The sequence below is a fragment of the Pseudarthrobacter chlorophenolicus genome (assembly GCF_000962805.1).
Taxonomy (GTDB): Bacteria; Actinomycetota; Actinomycetes; order Actinomycetales; family Micrococcaceae; genus Arthrobacter; species Arthrobacter chlorophenolicus_A.
The window spans coordinates 1-13,544 of the sequence record NZ_JZTW01000003.1 but is presented as its reverse complement, the minus strand read 5'-3'; the positions used below and the strand labels follow the sequence as shown (position 1 = coordinate 13,544).

General features: G+C 65.3%; 15 protein-coding genes. 8 read left to right on the top strand and 7 right to left on the bottom strand.

Features of this window, described 5'->3' with window-relative positions; translation table 11 throughout:
- Positions 1 to 2: 2 nt before the first annotated feature.
- Together ilvA and UC32_RS04715 are read left to right on the top strand one after the other, a co-directional pair.
- Entirely contained in the window at positions 3 to 1,241 is a 1,239-nt protein-coding gene (gene ilvA / locus UC32_RS04720) for a threonine ammonia-lyase (protein WP_045730113.1), read from the top strand.
- A gap of 20 nt (positions 1,242 to 1,261) precedes the next feature.
- Complete coding sequence (locus UC32_RS04715) at positions 1,262 to 1,885, top strand: rhomboid family intramembrane serine protease (protein WP_152642569.1); 624 nt, start codon at positions 1,262 to 1,264, stop codon at positions 1,883 to 1,885.
- Positions 1,886 to 1,961: 76 nt separating this feature from the next.
- Here the strand turns inward: UC32_RS04715 and greA are convergent, their stop codons facing one another.
- Both greA and UC32_RS04705 read right to left on the bottom strand, forming a co-directional pair.
- Entirely contained in the window at positions 1,962 to 2,456 is a 495-nt protein-coding gene (greA, locus tag UC32_RS04710; protein ID WP_045730111.1) for a transcription elongation factor GreA, read from the bottom strand.
- A gap of 142 nt (positions 2,457 to 2,598) precedes the next feature.
- Positions 2,599 to 3,075 carry a DUF4307 domain-containing protein gene (locus UC32_RS04705; protein WP_045730110.1) on the bottom strand — a complete coding sequence of 159 codons (477 nt, stop codon included), beginning with the start codon at positions 3,073 to 3,075 and terminating at the stop codon, positions 2,599 to 2,601.
- Between the two features lie 126 nt (positions 3,076 to 3,201).
- Here UC32_RS04705 and mca point away from each other — a divergent pair, with 126 nt between their 5' ends.
- Both mca and UC32_RS04695 read left to right on the top strand, forming a co-directional pair.
- Complete coding sequence (gene mca / locus UC32_RS04700) at positions 3,202 to 4,107, top strand: mycothiol conjugate amidase Mca (protein ID WP_045730109.1); 906 nt, start codon at positions 3,202 to 3,204, stop codon at positions 4,105 to 4,107.
- Positions 4,108 to 4,203: 96 nt separating this feature from the next.
- Entirely contained in the window at positions 4,204 to 4,539 is a 336-nt protein-coding gene (locus UC32_RS04695; protein ID WP_045730108.1) for a hypothetical protein, read from the top strand.
- A gap of 34 nt (positions 4,540 to 4,573) precedes the next feature.
- On the opposite strand, the gene trhA is transcribed toward UC32_RS04695, so the two are convergent.
- Complete coding sequence (gene trhA / locus UC32_RS04690; protein WP_045730269.1) at positions 4,574 to 5,215, bottom strand: PAQR family membrane homeostasis protein TrhA; 642 nt, start codon at positions 5,213 to 5,215, stop codon at positions 4,574 to 4,576.
- 248 nt (positions 5,216 to 5,463) lie between these two features.
- On the opposite strand from trhA, the gene UC32_RS04685 reads away from it, so the two are divergent.
- Both UC32_RS04685 and UC32_RS04680 read left to right on the top strand, forming a co-directional pair.
- The gene (locus UC32_RS04685; protein WP_045730107.1) at positions 5,464 to 6,225 is read left to right on the top strand and encodes an isoprenyl transferase; all 762 of its coding nucleotides are present in this window, start codon (positions 5,464 to 5,466) and stop codon (positions 6,223 to 6,225) included.
- A gap of 238 nt (positions 6,226 to 6,463) precedes the next feature.
- Positions 6,464 to 7,882 carry a PhoH family protein gene (locus UC32_RS04680; protein WP_045730106.1) on the top strand — a complete coding sequence of 473 codons (1,419 nt, stop codon included), beginning with the start codon at positions 6,464 to 6,466 and terminating at the stop codon, positions 7,880 to 7,882.
- Positions 7,883 to 8,253: 371 nt separating this feature from the next.
- Here UC32_RS04680 and UC32_RS04675 read toward each other — a convergent pair whose 3' ends face one another.
- Together UC32_RS04675 and UC32_RS04670 are read right to left on the bottom strand one after the other, a co-directional pair.
- Positions 8,254 to 8,901 (bottom strand): GNAT family N-acetyltransferase, encoded by a 648-nt coding sequence (locus UC32_RS04675; protein ID WP_045730105.1) that lies wholly within the window; start codon positions 8,899 to 8,901, stop codon positions 8,254 to 8,256.
- Positions 8,902 to 8,943: 42 nt separating this feature from the next.
- Positions 8,944 to 9,738, bottom strand: coding sequence for a hypothetical protein (locus UC32_RS04670; RefSeq protein WP_045730268.1), 795 nt, complete (start codon positions 9,736 to 9,738; stop codon positions 8,944 to 8,946).
- Positions 9,739 to 9,797: 59 nt separating this feature from the next.
- On the opposite strand from UC32_RS04670, the gene UC32_RS04665 reads away from it, so the two are divergent.
- Together UC32_RS04665 and UC32_RS04660 are read left to right on the top strand one after the other, a co-directional pair.
- On the top strand, positions 9,798 to 10,358 hold the full coding sequence (locus UC32_RS04665; protein WP_045730104.1) for a prepilin peptidase: 561 nt from the start codon (positions 9,798 to 9,800) through the stop codon (positions 10,356 to 10,358).
- Positions 10,359 to 10,403: 45 nt separating this feature from the next.
- A complete protein-coding gene (locus tag UC32_RS04660; protein WP_045730103.1) occupies positions 10,404 to 10,874 on the top strand; it encodes an NUDIX hydrolase in 471 nt (156 codons plus the stop codon).
- Positions 10,875 to 11,004: 130 nt separating this feature from the next.
- On the opposite strand, the gene UC32_RS04655 is transcribed toward UC32_RS04660, so the two are convergent.
- Together UC32_RS04655 and UC32_RS04650 are read right to left on the bottom strand one after the other, a co-directional pair.
- Complete coding sequence (locus UC32_RS04655; protein WP_045730102.1) at positions 11,005 to 12,714, bottom strand: MDR family MFS transporter; 1,710 nt, start codon at positions 12,712 to 12,714, stop codon at positions 11,005 to 11,007.
- Entirely contained in the window at positions 12,711 to 13,382 is a 672-nt protein-coding gene (locus tag UC32_RS04650; RefSeq protein WP_045730101.1) for a TetR/AcrR family transcriptional regulator, read from the bottom strand. Before UC32_RS04650 ends, UC32_RS04655 begins: the two co-directional genes overlap by 4 nt.
- Positions 13,383 to 13,544: the final 162 nt, after the last annotated feature.

The window sequence follows — 13,544 nt, the reverse complement described above, 5'->3', positions numbered from 1 at the left end:
ACGTGAACATCCTGCAAACCCTTCCCGTCACGCTGGACGATGTCCTTGAGGCGCAGAAGCTGCTTGACGGGATTATTGCGCGCACTCCGGTGGAATCGTCCCGTGCGCTGGGCGTACAGGTGGGCGGCGAGGTCTACTTCAAATGCGAGAACCTCCAGCGTGCCGGGTCGTTCAAGGTCCGCGGTGCCTACGTGCGCATGGCCCGCCTGTCGCCCGAAGAGAAGAAACGTGGCGTTGTGGCGGCGTCCGCAGGCAACCACGCACAGGGCGTTGCGGTGGCAGCCAAGAGCCTGGGGATCAAGGCACGCATCTACATGCCCCTCGGTGTTGCGCTGCCAAAGCTCGCCGCCACCCGCAGCCACGGCGCCGAGGTGATCCTGCACGGCCACAACGTGGACGAGGCGCTGGCGGAGGCCCAGCGGTACAGCAATGAAACGGGGACGGTCTTCGTCCACCCCTTCGACAACGTTGATGTGGTGGCAGGCCAGGGCACTGTTGGCCTGGAAATCCTCGAACAGATCCCCACCGTGGACACCATCCTGATGGGCGTCGGCGGTGGCGGCCTCCTGGCCGGGGTTGCGGTCGCCATCAAGGCCCGGGCCAAGGAACTTGGACGCGACATCCGCATCATCGGGGTGCAGGCGGAAAACGCTGCGGCCTACCCTCCCTCCCTCGCCGCCGACGCCCTGGTGCCGCTGAAGAAGGTGTCCACGATGGCTGACGGCATCGCCGTCGGACGGCCGGGGCAGCTGCCGTTCAGCATCATCCGCGAACTCGTGGACGACGTCGTGACGGTCAGCGAGGATTCGCTGGCCCGCGCACTGATCTTCCTGCTGGAACGCGCCAAAATGGTAGTGGAGCCCGCCGGCGCGGTCGGTGTCGCTGCCCTCATGGACGGCAAGATCGAAAATCCGGGGACCACCGCCGTCGTACTGTCCGGCGGCAATATCGACCCTATGCTAATGCTTAAAGTCATCCAGCGCGGCCTTTCCGCAGCCGGGCGGTACATGACTGTCCGCATGATGCTGGACGACCGTCCCGGCTCGCTGGCAACCATCGCCAGGATCATCGCCGAAAACGATGCCAACGTCACCGGCCTGGACCACACCCGCGTGGGCGGCTCCATCAGCATGGGCGACGTTTCCATCACCGTGAACCTGGAGACCAAGGGCCACCAGCACGGCGAGCAAGTCCTCAGCGCGCTGCGTGCCGAAGGATTCCAGCCCATCGTGGTGCACTAGGGGTACGCGTGGCTGGCCTGATGCGGAACGGGGATTTCCGGGAACGGCAGACGACGGCGGCGCGCGCCAAGGGCGGGCTGCTCGTCCTGGGCGGTTTCGTAGCACTCCTCTTTGTCATTGAGCTGTTCAACACGCTGACCCTGGGGTCCCTGACCCGCACGTTCGGACTGCGGCCCCGGAGCGCGGACGGGCTCCTGGACATTTTCACGTTTCCGCTGCTGCATGCCAACCTGAACCACCTGCTGTCCAACAGCCTGCCGCTGATCATCTTTGGCTTCCTGGTGTTCCTCTCCGGGCTCCGGGTCTTCCTGACTGCCCTCGCGCTCAGCTGGCTGGGATCGGGAATCACCGTCTGGCTGATCGGCGATGGCGGGATCACCGTAGGGTCCTCAGGCCTCGTCTTCGGACTTTTTGCCTTCCTCCTGGTCCGCGGCTTCTTCAACCGCAGCTGGAAACAGATCCTCCTGGCCGTGGTCCTGTTCATGGGCTACGGCAGCATTCTGTTCGGGATGCTGCCCATTGTGTCCGGCTTCGTGTCCTGGCAGGCCCACCTTGGCGGGGCTGCAGGGGGAGTGGTGGCCGCACTGATCCTCCGCCCCCGTACGGGCGCCGACAGGCAGCGGGACCGCGCAATTCCCCTATAGCTGCCGCCCACAGGCTGAATACAACAAAGCGCCTGCCGCCCTTGGGGCGGCAGGCGCTTTGGCAGCTAAGGAAGAACTAGGCTGCGTAAGGCTTCGCGGAAAGGATTTCCACCGTGATGTCCTTGCCGTTGGGCGCAACGTAGCTCAGCGTCTCGCCTTCCTTGTGGCCCAGGATTGCAGAGCCCAGGGGGGACTTTTCGCTGAAGACGTCCAGGTCCGAATCGCCGGCAATTTCACGGGATCCGAGCAGGAAGGTCTCTTCGTCCCCTGCAATCCGGGCCACAACGATCATGCCGGGCTCCACGATGCCGTCATCGGCGGGGGATTCACCCACGTGGGCATCCCGAAGCAGGACGGTCAGCTGGCGGATGCGGGCCTCGATCTTGCCCTGCTCCTCCTTGGCAGCGTGGTAGCCGCCATTTTCCTTGAGGTCACCCTCCTGGCGGGCAGCGTCGATCTTCTGGACAATCTCCGCCCGGCCGGGGCCGGAAAGTTGGTCCAGCTCTGCCTTCAGGCGGTCAAAAGCTTCCTGGGTGAGCCAGGCTGCAGCTGCGCTGTTGGTGGTAGACACGGACTTCTCCTTTAGTGGTCCTACATGCAAAAGACCCCGCCACGGTGGCCACTAATGGAACAGCAACCAGCTCAGCGGGGTGAAGGTATTGATCCATTGTAGTCAAACCCCTGGATTTATCCCAACGAGCAAGCGGCCCACATCACACCTTCTGGCCGGATCCGTCCGTTGCCCAGCAGCTGTCCACAACCCCGGATACGGACAGGGACTCGGTGCGGACCATGACCCGCTGGGAAACCGTCCTGCCGCCGTCGGCCGTCTCCTCGGATCCCTCAGGGGCGTCGGCGGGAATGTCCACCACCTTCCAGCCAACCACTGCGTACTTGGAATCGAGGGCCTTCACGGCGCACTTGACTGGCGTGCCGGGCTCGCGCGTCACCTGGAAGTCCACCTCGGCAACAGTTGCATCAGGCGTGCTGTAACCCACGTCCTTGAAGGTCACCGCGGACAACGAGTTCGACGTGGAGACCCAGGCCAGGAAACCGATACCGACGGCGAGGGCGCCGCCGGCGATGGCGCGCTTGACGGCGGGTGTCAGGCTCCGCTTTTGGCCACCATATCGATTGGCTAGGCTAGTGTCTGCGGGCGCGGATGGGGCCGACTGGTCCGGGGAAGTCACCAGACCAGTTTAGTGCCCATCCCGTGGTGGCCAATTGCACTGGCCATGGCGGTGTTCTCCGTCCGCCCGCATACCGCAGCATCCCCGCACCGCCACAAACCAAGAAGAATGAGGAGCCGTCCTTCCATGACAGCGTCCAGCACCTCCCCGGCACCGCTTCGGCTGCTCGCCGTGCATGCCCACCCGGATGACGAATCCAGCAAGGGTGCTGCCACGATGGCCATGTACGCTGCCGCCGGCGTAGAGGTCATGGTGGCCACCTGCACCGACGGGTCGCGCGGCGACATCCAGAACCCCGCCGTTGAAGGCGAGCCGCATCCCAAGCGGGACATGGCCGGCGCACGGCGCCTGGAGATGGACCGGGCGGCGACGATCCTCGGCATCCGTCAGCGCTGGCTGGGGTTCGTGGACTCCGGGCTGCCCGAAGGCGATCCGCTTCCGCCCCTACCGGCAGGATCCTTCGCCACGCTGCCCCTCCACCATGCCGCGGCGCCCCTGGTGCGGCTGGTCCGGTCCTTCAAGCCGCACGTCATCCTCTCCTATGACGAGAACGGCGGCTACCCCCACCCGGACCACATCATGGCGCACAAAGTGGCAGTGGAAGCGTTCGATGCTGCCGGTGACGCTGACAGGTACCCCGAGGCCGGGGAGCCATGGGAGCCACGCAAGCTGTACTACGACCGTGCTTTCAGCCCGGAACGCTTCCGCGCGCTGCATTTCGCGCTCGAGGAAGCCGGACTCCAGTCGCCTTACGCGGAACGCCTTGCGGCGTGGCTGGAGGCCGACGCTGAGGGGCACACGCCGCCGCCCGCGACACATGCCACCACCACCCAGGTGGATTGCGGAGACTTTTTTGAAGTGCGCGACGACGCCCTTCGTGCCCACCGCACCCAGGTGGACCCCTTGGGCTTCTTCTTCGCAGTGTCAGCAGACATGCAGCGGCGGGCCTGGCCGTGGGAGGACTACTCCCTGATCAAGTCCCGGGTCTCTTCCGAACTGCCCGAGACGGACCTGTTTGCCGGGCTAAGATAGAACCGGCAGCGATTTCTATGCCGCGTAGAAGTTAGCCATAGGCGCTTCGGGCGTGACATATGTCCGGCTGCAACCCGATCCCTGAAGGTATTACACGTGCAAAACTTGCTCCTCAGCCTGGCCACCACTCCCACGCCGATGCCCACTCCAACCCTGCGTGACGGGATCACGGAGGACCAGGTAACGCCCGGTTTGCTGGGCTTTATCATGACGGCATTTTTCGTTGTGGCCACGGCGCTGCTCATCGTGGACATGGTCCGGCGGATCCGGCGCGTACGGTACCGGGCGCAGGTAGAGGAGGAGCGCATCGCAGCTGCTGCCGAAGCTGACATTGAGGCGGAGGAAGCCCGCGAAGAACCCGTGGCTCCGCAGGAAAACCGGGACACCAATGGAAACGGGTTCAGCCAGGGTAACTCCCTGCCGCGGGACTAGGGGCTTACCCAAAGACCCTGGCGGAGCCTGAAAGTCAGCCCAGGACGGCTATGGCGATGGCCGTGAAATGGGCGGCGAACGCAAAGACGGTGAAGGCGTGGAAAAGTTCGTGGAAGCCGAAGTGGTGGTAACTGAAGTTCGGCTTCTTCAGCGCATAGAACACGGCCCCGGCGATGTAGAGCGCGCCGCCCACGCAGATAAGGGTGGCTGCCGGAAGGCTCGCCTGGAAAAACTGCGGCAAGTAGAACAGCGCACCGCATCCCAGCGCGATGTAGATGGGCACGTACAGCCAGCGCGGCGCATCGGTCCACAGGAGCCTGAACAGCACCCCCAGAATGGCGCCGGACCAGATGATCCAGAGCAGGAGGACGGCCTGCTGCCGCTCAAGCAGGGTCCAGGCCAGCGGCGTGTAGCTGCCGGCAATGACCAGCATGATGTTGGTGTGGTCGAGTCGTTTCAGGACCCGCTTCACCACTGGTGACCAGTTGCCGCGGTGGTATACGGCGCTGACGCCAAACAGCAGCACGCCGGTGGCGGCGTAGATGGCCGAGGTAATTTTGCGGTCGGCAGTGGGAGCCAGGATCACCAGGACGATTCCTGCGGCCAGGGCGAACGGGGCTGCCACGGTGTGGATCCAGCCCCGCCACTTCGGCTTGATCATCAGCAGCTCAGCCAGCCTGATGGCGGCATCGTCAACCGGAGAGTTTCCTGATGGAGCGGGTTTTTCATCCTCCGGCTGCGGCGTGCGCGGAGCCTCGGAAGAGTCGCTGTTCATGGGACCAGAATAACCTACGTTCCGGTAAGTTACTCATCGGTAACTCGAGGTGTGTGACCCTCTGCGGGCCCCATCACCGGCAGGCGCTGCCCGGGCGGTAGCCTAGGATGTGCAAGTACGAACAGCGAGGAAGTCAGGTGAGTGGACGCGTGGAGTTGCCCGGGTTCCTCTATGGCTATTACGAGCGACGTCTGCTCAAGGATCTCTCCCGGGACCGCATCCCGCGGCACATCGGTGTGATGGTGGACGGCAACCGCCGCTGGGCGAAGCAGTTCAATGCACCCACCAGCCAGGGCCACCAGGCCGGTGCGGACAAGATCCATGAGTTCCTGGGCTGGTGCCAGGAGCTAGGCGTCAAAGTGGTGACGCTGTACATGCTCTCCACGGACAACATGAACAGATCCAGTGAAGAACTGGACCTCCTCATGGGCATCATCGCCAACACGCTGGACCGGCTGGACGAGGACGAGAACATTTCCGTCCACGCCATGGGTGCGCCGGAGCTGCTTCCCGGCTATCTTGCCGAGCGCCTGAACAAACTGACGGCACGGACGCCGGTCCACGAAAAGATCCACGTCAATGTGGCCGTGGGATACGGCGGTCGGCGCGAAATCGTGGATGCAGTCCGTGAGCTGCTGCATGACGCCGTGGCCAAAGGCGCCGACATCAACCAGCTTGCCGATGAACTTAGCGTGGATGACATCTCGCGGTACCTGTACACCCGCGGCCAGCCCGACCCGGACCTGGTCATCCGGACTTCCGGCGAGCAGCGGCTCTCAGGGTTCCTCATGTGGCAGAGCGCCTACAGCGAGTTCTATTTCTGCGAGGCGCTCTGGCCCGCGTTCCGCAAGGTCGACTTCCTGCGGGCACTGCGTGACTACGCGGGCCGGCAGCGGCGCTACGGTTCCTGACACTCCCGGTTCACCCGGAGTTCACAACGCCGCAACAGGAATCGCCGCGTAATGGTTGCGGAAATGCCGGGGGGTGGATTTACGTTATATCCATCAGCAGGCAAACCGCCGGCTGATCGGGGAGGCCAGTACATGGAGCGAAACATCGCACCGGTTGTATGGGAGGCCGGACCCGGCCTCTTGGCCGAGCCGCCTCACCAATAACAAGGCCGGGCTGGGGCCCGGGGCTGGAGTCGATGTGGCTACTTCTGAAAAACTGCACGAGGTCGTATCAGGCCAGGCAGGAACAGCTACCTCTCGCACTGTGCGAGCCACTGAACAAACCGGCGCGGCAACCGATGCTGCGGCCGGTTTTGCCGTCTCCGGAGGGGATTCCCTGATCCACACCTTCGTGATCGACACCTCCGTCCTCCTCTCGGATCCCCGGGCGCTGCTACGGTTCGCCGAACACGAAGTCATCGTCCCCATCGTGGTGATCACAGAGCTCGAAGCAAAACGCCACGACCCAGAGCTGGGCTACTTTGCCCGCACGGCCCTGCGGCTCCTTGACGATCTCAGGGTCAAGCACGGCGGACTGAACCAGCCCATCCCCATCGGGGACGACGGCGGGACCCTCACGGTGGAGCTCAACCACATCTCCGCCGAGGTGCTTCCGCTCGGGTTCCGCAGCGGCGACAACGACAGCCGTATCCTCGCCGTCGCGAAGAACCTCGCGAACGAAGGCAAAAACGTCACGGTGGTGTCCAAGGACCTGCCGATGCGCGTCAAGGCCTCCGCGATGGGGCTGACGGCGGATGAGTACCGCAACGAGCTGGTCAAGGATTCCGGCTGGACCGGGGTGGCCGAAGTGGAGGCCAACGAAGAGGAGATCTCCACCCTTTACGGCCACGAACCGGTGTTCATCCCCGCAGCCGCGGAACTGCCGGTCAACACCGGGCTGGTCCTGTTGTCCAACCGGGGCTCCGCCCTCGGCAGGGTAGGCGCGGACAAGCAGGTGCGCCTGGTCAAGGGCGACCGGGACGTGTTCGGACTCCATGGCAGGTCCGCCGAGCAGCGGCTGGCCATCGATATGCTGATGGACCCTTCCGTCGGCATCGTCTCAATCGGCGGACGGGCCGGGACCGGCAAGTCGGCCCTGGCCCTGTGCGCGGGCCTCGAAGCGGTCCTGGAACGTCGCGAGCACCGCAAGGTCATCGTGTTCCGCCCCCTTTACGCCGTGGGCGGCCAGGAACTCGGCTACCTGCCCGGCTCCGAGTCCGAAAAGATGAACCCCTGGGCCCAGGCCGTCTTTGACACGCTGGGCGCGCTGGTCAGCCAGGAAGTGGTGGAGGAAGTCATGGACCGCGGAATGCTCGAGGTCATGCCCCTCACCCACATCCGTGGCCGTTCCCTGCACGACGCATTCGTCATCGTGGACGAGGCCCAGTCCCTCGAGAAGAACGTCCTGCTGACAGTCATGAGCCGCATCGGCCAGAACTCGAAGATCGTACTCACCCACGACGTCGCCCAGCGCGACAACCTCCGCGTCGGCCGCCACGACGGGGTCGCCGCCGTCGTCGAAACCCTGAAAGGCCACCCGCTCTTCGGCCACATCACCCTGACCCGCTCGGAAAGGTCCCCGATCGCAGCCCTGGTAACGGAACTCCTGGAGGGCTGACCTCGCCTAAGCAAAGGGCCGTGGCCGGGTTCGCCGGGCCACGGCCCTTCGTGCGTGACCGTGGCCGGGTTTGTCCGCCCCGAGCGCTTCGCCGTCGCTTAGACACCTCCCGGCGCGCCGCTCCGGTCGCTGGGCGACCTGCGCAACGCTTTGGTCGGCGATGCGCTCCTACGCGAAGCGTTCGGACCGGACGTGTGCCAAGGCTCACCCGGGCAAAAGCACACACAAGCCGGGTTACGGCCCTTCTCGTAGGAGCGCATCGCGGCGCATCGGCCGCCGCAGGTCGCCCAGCGACCGAAGGTGGCCCTATGCGCTGTGTCTAAGCGACGGAGAAGGACCGTGGCCCGGCGTACCCAGCCGCGGACCGGCACTCAACGCGCGCTGAGGAACTTCGCTGCTGCTTCGTGGCCTTCAACCTGCAGGGTCCAGTCGGGGCGCTTGAAGGTCTCGGGTGTGACCCGGACTTTCTGGACCGTCTCAACCTGCTTGCCCCAGGCTTTGCGGGTGATTCCGTTCAGCTCGTAGCCGAGGGAACGGGAGACGCCGAGGGAGGCTGCGTTCCACTCCGCCGCTTCGGATTCGGCCACGTCGGCGCCCAGCCAGTCAAACGCCCAGAGCACGACGGCGGCACGCATCTCTGCGCCCAGGCCCCGGCCCTGGGCGGACTGCTTGAGCCATGATCCGGTGGAAACGGTCTTCAACAGTGCGAAGTCCTTGGCGCCCACGTCCTGGCAGCCGATGAACCGGCCCTCGTGCCAGATGCCCAGGAGCAGTGTCCAGGCCTCGGGGCTACATTCTGCCCGAAGGCGCCACTGCCATTGGGCCATCCGCGGCCCCATCTCGGTCAGGGGTGCCTCTGCCCAGGCTGTGCTGAACGGGTTTCGGCCGGGCTCGTGAACGCCACTGCTGGCAGCGGCAACGGCTGCCGGGATGTCCTGTTCGGTGACGGGCCGGAGCTCCAGCCGGGGCGTCGTCAGTTTCAGATCGTACAGCGGCCAGATGGAGCTCATGCTAATCATCCGCGAAGCCTAGCCGATGGCGTGCACCACTGCCTGTCACGTTCAGGCGGGTATGTCCCAGCTGATGTGCCGGCGGACGTCGGTGAGGTTCATAGACTCGGCGAGGAAAAGGTCGTCCAGCATATATTCGTCGACGCCGAGGATCCGCAGCCAGTGCCCGTAGCCCTCGGTTTCGTGCTCCAGCGAACGGCTGGCCACGCAGACGCCCGTGCCAAGGTCCACCCGCACCAGGGTGCGGCCGGCAAGGCACAGGGGAGCCGCCGGGTCCCAAGGCTGGTAAGCGGGGGTGGGAACCACTACGGCCTCCACGGCAGGCCTGCCCTCGTGCTCCAGGGTGCGCACGTCCTCCACCTGGACCGGATTGCTGCCCGGAAACTCCAGCGGCGCGGGGGCGCTGCCGGCAAGCTCCACAGGGTCCAGTGCAGCGGAGAACCGTCCGTTGCCGAACCCGGGCTCTCCGTAGGCTGCTTCCGGACGCCGTTTCACCAGCCCGGACGCGCCGTACACGGGGGAAACCAGATGGGGCGGGAGGAGCCAGGACTTGCGGGTGGAACTGACGTAGAGGCCATCCCGGGAATCGTTGATTCCAGTGGTGCTGTGGAGGACCAGTCCTTCGGGGCTCTCCAGCCGAAGCGCACCGGGCCGGCGCAGCCACGCCCGGACCAGGGAAGCCCCCGGAGCCGGTGCTGCGTTGAACGGCTCGTCCCAGTACTCAAAGCGAAGAGACTGCCACTTCCAGGGGGAAGACCGGCACAGGCTGCGGAACATGGCGGGGAGATCTGAGGGGGATGCGCCGCCATCGGGGTCCGGGCGCCGCCGGGAATCCCAGGCTGACATATCCACAGTTTACGCGGACACTGTGGGGCGGGCAGGGGAATTCCAGTAGCATCCGAGGGGTGATCGGACGACTCGGCGACCTGTGGCTGGACACCCCCCTTGCGTTCTGGCTGGTGCTGGCGGCATGCCTCTATTTTGCGGTGATGGCAGTGCGCCTCACGGTGATCGATATCCGCCACCACCTGCTGCCCAACCGGATCGTTTTCCCCTCCTATGGCGTGGCCGGGGTGCTCCTGCTCGCCGCGGTGGCGACGGTCCTGGTGGCCGGGGCGGACGCTGCGGCCGTACCCGACGGCGGTGCCAGGCTTTTTGGCCTGCCCGGCGGTCGTGTCCTGGCCGGGGGAGCGGTGCTGTGGCTGTTCTACTTCGTCCTCCGCCTGGTGTATCCGCCCGGCATGGGATTCGGCGACGTGAAGCTCGCCGGCGTCCTGGGCATGTACCTGGGTTACCTCGGCTGGGGGCACGTATTCGCCGGAACGTTTGCGGCCTTCCTCCTGGGCGGCCTCTGGAGCCTCGGACTGCTTGCCACCCGCCGCGGCAGCCTCAAATCCGCCATTCCCTTCGGCCCGTTCATGCTGGCAGGGACAGCCGCCGTGATGCTCCTGCTGCCTGCCGCCTGACGCCGCCGAGGCCTGGACATGGGCTGTGGCGGCTAGGCTGAAGCCATGGCAGCGCCCGAGTTCATCCTTAAACTCCGTGAAAAAATAGGCCACGATCCCCTGTGGATTCCTGCCGTGCGGGGCGTGGTGGTCAATGACCGCGGACACATCCTGCTGGGCCAGCGATCTGACAACGGCCGGTGGGCACTGATTTCGGGCCTGCTGGATCCGGGGGAGCACCCGGGCCCCGGGCTGGTGCGGGAAATCTTCGAAGAGACCGCGGTGGTGGCAGAGACCGAACGCATGGTTTCGGTCGGTGTCTCCGGCCCCGTCACCTTCCCCAACGGGGATGTGTGCGACTTCCTGGACATCGTGTTCCGTTGCCGGCACGTGTCCGGCGAGCCCCGGGTCAACGATGACGAATCCCTTGCCGTGGGCTGGTTCCCCATCGACGGCCTGCCGGACATCCGGCCGCGGGACCGTGAAAGCATCGAACGCGCGCTGGCGCCCGACGACTCCGTCCACTACGAGCCCTGAAACCCCGCGCCCCAACCCCGGCGGGCCGCTGACACGAACAGGGACGCCGCAACCCCCAAAGATTGCGGCGTCCCTGTCAGCTCATCCGCGGCACCCGGAGCGGGTACGGCGGCGGTGCGTACGACGGCGGTCAGCGGCCCTGCGAGACCAGCTCGCAGTCGTCGACCCGTGCCATGGTGTCTGCCGTGTCGCCAGCCTCCACGACCTTCCTGGCGGGCTCGGCCTGCCCTGCGGAAGCGCCGGGCAGGCCGGCGGCCAGCCGCTCGGCTTCCTCGCCGCCGACGGCCTCGCCGCGGGCCACCATGCCGGCAGTATCGGACAGTGGGATCTGCTTGAGGGTGATGGCCAGCAGCAGGGCGATGGCGATGAACGGCACCAGGTACCAGAACACAGGAGCCAGCGAATCCGCGTAGGCGTTGACGATGGCGTCCCGCAGCTGCTCCGGGAGCTGGTTCATGGCCTGCGGGTCCAAGGTGCTGGTGGACTGCGACGCCTGCTCGGCCGATGCGCCCGCACCGGTGAAGGCGCTGGTCAGCGACTCGGACAGGCGGGTGGTGAACAGGGATCCAAAGATTGCCACGCCCATGGCGGCGCCCACCTCGCGGAAGTAGTTGTTGGTGCTGGTGGCGGTGCCGATCTGTTCCGCCGGCACTGAGTTCTGGACCACCAGGACCACTACCTGCATGATCAGGCCCAGCCCGGCACCGAACACGAACAGCTGCACGCAGATCACCCAGATGGGGGTGCTCGCGGCCAGGGTGGTCATCCACAGCATGGCGGCCATCGTGAGCGCGGCGCCCAGGATGGGGAACATCTTGTACTTGCCCGTCTTGGAAATCCGGATGCCCGAGTAGATGGAAGTACCCATCAGGCCGGCCATCATGGGGAGCATGAGCAGCCCGGACTCGGCGGCGGAGGTGCCGGAGGACATCTGCAGGAACGTGGGAACGAACGCAATGGCCGAGAACATGCCCAGGCCCAGGGTGAACCCGATGGCCGTGGCGTTGATGAAGATGCGGTTGCGGAACAGGCTGAGCGGGATGATCGGGTCTTCCGCGCGGCGCTCCACCATGACGAACGCGGCGGCGGATACCAGCAGGCCCGCGCCGAATGCCCAGGTAAGGGGTGAGTCCCAGCCCTCGTCCTTCTTGCCGCCGAAGTCGGTGAAGAAGATCAGGCAGGTGGTGGCCGCGGAGAGCAGCACAACGCCCAGGACATCGATCCGCTTTTCAGCCTTCTTGTTCGGCAGCGTCAGGGCGAACCAGGCGATGGCGAAGGCGGCCAGGCCAACAGGGATGTTGATGTAGAAGGCCCATTCCCAGGTGAGGTGGTCCACAAAGAAGCCGCCCAGCAGCGGACCGGCCACGGCGGACAGGCCGAAGATGGCGCCCAGCGGGCCCATGTACTTGCCGCGGTCCTTGGCCGGAACGATGTCGGCGATGATGGCCTGGGAAAGGATCATGAGTCCGCCGCCGCCCAGCCCCTGGATGGCGCGGAAGATGACGAAGCCCCAGAAGTCCGTGGCCAGGGCGCAGCCGACGGACGCGAGGGTGAACAGGGCGATGGCCACCAGGAACAGGTTGCGCCGGCCCAGGATGTCACCGAATTTCCCGTAGATGGGCATCACGATGGTGGTGGCCAGCAGGTAGGCGGTGGTGATCCAGGCCTGGTGTTCCACGCCGCCGAGCTTGCCCACGATGGTGGGCATGGCGGTGGAGACGATGGTCTGGTCAAGGCTGGACAGCAGCATCCCGGCGATCAGGGCCGAGAAGATGATCCAGATGCGTTTTTGGGTCAGCAGCAGGGGCCCTGCCGGCGGTGTGGCGGTTGCGGTACTCATGCGTTTCCTTTTGCTGCGGCGGTGGCCGTGCTGTCGAATGATTGGGAGAAGAGGAGGCTTGCTGCGGAGATGTTTTCCAGCAGCAGCTCCGGGTAGCTGCGGGTGTTGCCGTCGGAGAAGTAAGCCATGCTGCTTTTACGGGCGATGGTGCTGAGCAGGACCACGGCCATCTGCACCACGGGGTGGTCCGGCGCCACCCCTTCACGCCTGGCGACGTCCCGGGCGAATTGCGCCTCGCGCTGTTCTGTCACCCCGATGATCCGCAGGATGAGTTGGGGCTCCTTCTTGACCACCCCGATCAGCTGACGGGTCTCTTCCTCGGACTCGGTCATGTCCTCCGCCAGCCGCAGCGAGAGCGTGACCAGGTCCTGGAACAGCGTGGGGGAGATTTCGCCTGCGGGGGAGCCCGCGGCACCGGCGACGAATTCTTCGATGACGTCCGCGGGAACGTCGTCCTCGGCGTGGCCGATGATGGCGTCTTCCTTGGTGGGGAAGTAGTTGAAGAAGGTCCGGCGTGAGATGCCGGCCGCCTCGCAGACTTCCTCCACGGTGTAGCCGTTGAGGCCCCGCGCCGAGGTCAGGGACCTGGCGGCGCCGGTGATGGCGGTCCGGGTGGCCGTCCGCTTGCGCTCCCGCAGGCCGGGGTCAAGATTTGCACTATCAGTCACAGAGTAAAGTTTTGCACTAAGTCGAATATGGTGCAACTTTACCTTCAGGCCTTCAGAATTTTTGGACAGCTACAAGGACTTGGGAGGCGCGGAAGTCCCGTTATCTGTTCAAAAACTCCAGGCGGTTAAAGTACGACGGCGGCCGCCCACCTTCCCTGGGAA